The sequence below is a fragment of the Okeania sp. SIO2F4 genome, from assembly GCF_010672385.1.
Taxonomy (GTDB): Bacteria; Cyanobacteriota; Cyanobacteriia; order Cyanobacteriales; family Microcoleaceae; genus Trichodesmium.
The window spans coordinates 1-2,417 of the sequence record NZ_JAAHGT010001197.1 but is presented as its reverse complement, the minus strand read 5'-3'; the positions used below and the strand labels follow the sequence as shown (position 1 = coordinate 2,417).

Sequence of the window (2,417 nt, the reverse complement as noted above, 5' to 3'; positions counted from 1 at the left end):
TCTCCAATAGCCACTACTGTACCATTTTCCAGGATGCCAATTACTTCGCCATTTGGTCTTTCTCGAATATTCAGAGGTGAATCAGTTGGGTCTGATACTGTACAATAACCAACAGGAGTTTGAGCCAGTTGATATTTTGGAGTTGGCACAATCTTTGTTTCAGGGGTAACAGCTAGGACAACTGTATTAAAGCCTAATAAACATAGAGAAGCACAAGCAGCATTCATTAGATATTTTTTCCAGTTATTCATCTTTTGTTTCCTGGTTCGGATTGGCTATAAAATATAATTATACCGTAAGCATTCAGCTGTCAGCTATTGGTTTTGCTGGCCGATCGAAGCTTTAGTTAATAATATCAAAACTGAAATTTATGAATAACAATATAACAGAAAAACAAACTCCATATCCCAATCAAATTACCGAATAATTAGTAATTAATAATTATTAATTAAATACCTTGGTTAAAAGCCTCCCCTTGACAGGGAAAAAAGTGCTAGGATATTTCCTTATATTCAATTCCCGCATTTGTTTTAACCAGAGGTAATTATCCATTATCCATTATCCATTATCCATTAATGAAAAACATTCTAGTTTTAGGAGCAACAGGGGGAGTAGGTCAAATAGTAGTTGCCAAATTAATCGCCCAAAATTATCAAATTATTGCCATAGTTAGAGATCTGGAAAAAGCTCAAAAGTTATTTGGTGATTCAGCAAATATCAAAATTTTGACAGGAGATGTTCGCGAACAAAAATCCTTAGAAAAATGTCTGGCAAATCAACCAATAGATGCCACTATTTCTTGTCTCGGAACTACAGCTTTTCCCTCAACTAGATGGTGGGGAGGTAACAATCCTGAAAATACGGATTATTTAGGCAATCAAAACTTAATTAATGTGATGCCTCCTAATTTAAAACGATTTATTTTAGTTTCTTCCGCAGGAGTCGAACGTTCCAATCAATTTCCTTATAAAATTCTCAATTTATTTGGAGTTTTAGATTGTAAATTAAAAGCAGAAAACATATTAAAGAGTTCTGGTTTACCTTACACAATTATTAGACCAGGTAGATTAACAGACGGTCCTTATACTTCTTACGATTTGAATACATTAATCAAAGCAACAAGTGGAAATCGTCAAAAAATTATTATTGGTCAAGGAGATAAATTATTAGGTGAAACCAGCAGAATTATTGTTGCTGAAGCTTGTGTAGAAGCTCTCAAATTAGACTGTACAATTAATCAAACTTTTGAGATAATTAATCAGGCTGGAAAAAACGAAATTCCTGATAATGATAAATCGTTATTTTGGCAAACATTATTTACTTCAGCACAAGAAACATAAGAAAATAGTAGTAGGTTGGGTTAAGCGTATCTCGCAACCCAACAAATAGAACTTTATTGTTAATGGGAATTAGAAATTATACTGTTGGGTTGACGCAGGAAACCCAACCTACAAACTTCAGGACAATAAAATAGTTATCCCGATCCTACAGCAACTTTCAAAACGTGAGTAACTTTTTCTTGACACAACTTCCTCTTACATATTTTGATTCAATTATATTTGAAGCTAATGGCTCAAGTTTTCATGTCGAAATGTCTAATATTGAGCATCAGCTACTTATTCTTCTAAAAAATATTCTTCTATTGAATATTTCAAAAAATTCTTTCAGCTTTGAAGAAGATTTTATAGATGCTATCGAAATCACTCATAAATATAGAAAAATAACAGAGGATGATTTGATAAAATATTCGTTTCTTAGCAAAGATATTGAAAATGAACCTCCGTTACATATTATTACTATTTATGGCAATGTTGCAGTTGAGGTTATTTGCGCCGAAGTAGAAATAAAGCGCGATTATCTTCCACAGTAGTAGGTTGGGTTAAGCGTATCTCGCAACCCAACAAATATAGCGCTACTTGAATCGGGAATAGGGAATAGGTCAGAGGGAATAGTAAACTGTCAAAGGGTTTCAGGATTTATAAATGTCAAGAGCCTTAATGCGTAGCGCTATACAACCTTATTGTTAGTGGTACTTAGAAATTATACTGTTGGGTTTCCTGCGTCAACCCAACCTACAAAGTGCTACTAAAGCCTTCTTCCTTTTTATCGATTTTATTTAACTGCTACTTGAGTAAATACAAGGGTAATTTCAGTTATCAGTTATCAGTTATCAGTAACTCAAATCTGAAGTAGGAGGATTACAAAGCTTTTCATTTGAGTAGACCACATAGTAGGAATGTTACATGCAACGTCCCTACTGGGTTATCATTCTTTATAATGTGGTTCAATGCTCACGGGGTGACAAGCTAGTTGAAAGCTATGTATAGATAGGGATTTGCGTTCGGGAGCTGAGGAATAATTCAATTAAAAGAAAACCCTTATTGGACTGGGAAAAGGGTGTAGTGCGTTAGCAGAGC

General features: G+C 34.2%; 3 protein-coding genes. 2 read left to right on the top strand and 1 reads right to left on the bottom strand.

Features of this window, described 5'->3' with window-relative positions:
- The coding region (locus F6K22_RS38785) for a type 2 periplasmic-binding domain-containing protein (protein WP_293110259.1) at window positions 1-251 on the bottom strand (251 nt) is incomplete at its 3' end.
- Window positions 252-575: 324 nt separating this feature from the next.
- Between F6K22_RS38785 and F6K22_RS38780 the strand changes: the two genes are divergently transcribed.
- Window positions 576-1,340: an SDR family oxidoreductase gene (locus F6K22_RS38780; RefSeq protein ID WP_293110257.1), complete on the top strand. Its 765-nt coding sequence runs from the start codon at window positions 576-578 to the stop codon at window positions 1,338-1,340.
- 179 nt (window positions 1,341-1,519) lie between these two features.
- Entirely contained in the window at window positions 1,520-1,870 is a 351-nt protein-coding gene (locus F6K22_RS38775; RefSeq protein WP_293110255.1) for a hypothetical protein, read from the top strand.
- Window positions 1,871-2,417 lie beyond the last annotated feature (547 nt).

Bases quoted from the DNA above. Each gene is read 5' to 3' on its own strand.
- F6K22_RS38780 (WP_293110257.1), top strand. From the start codon at position 576: ATGAAAAACATTCTAGTTTTAGGAGCAACAGGGGGAGTAGGTCAAATA.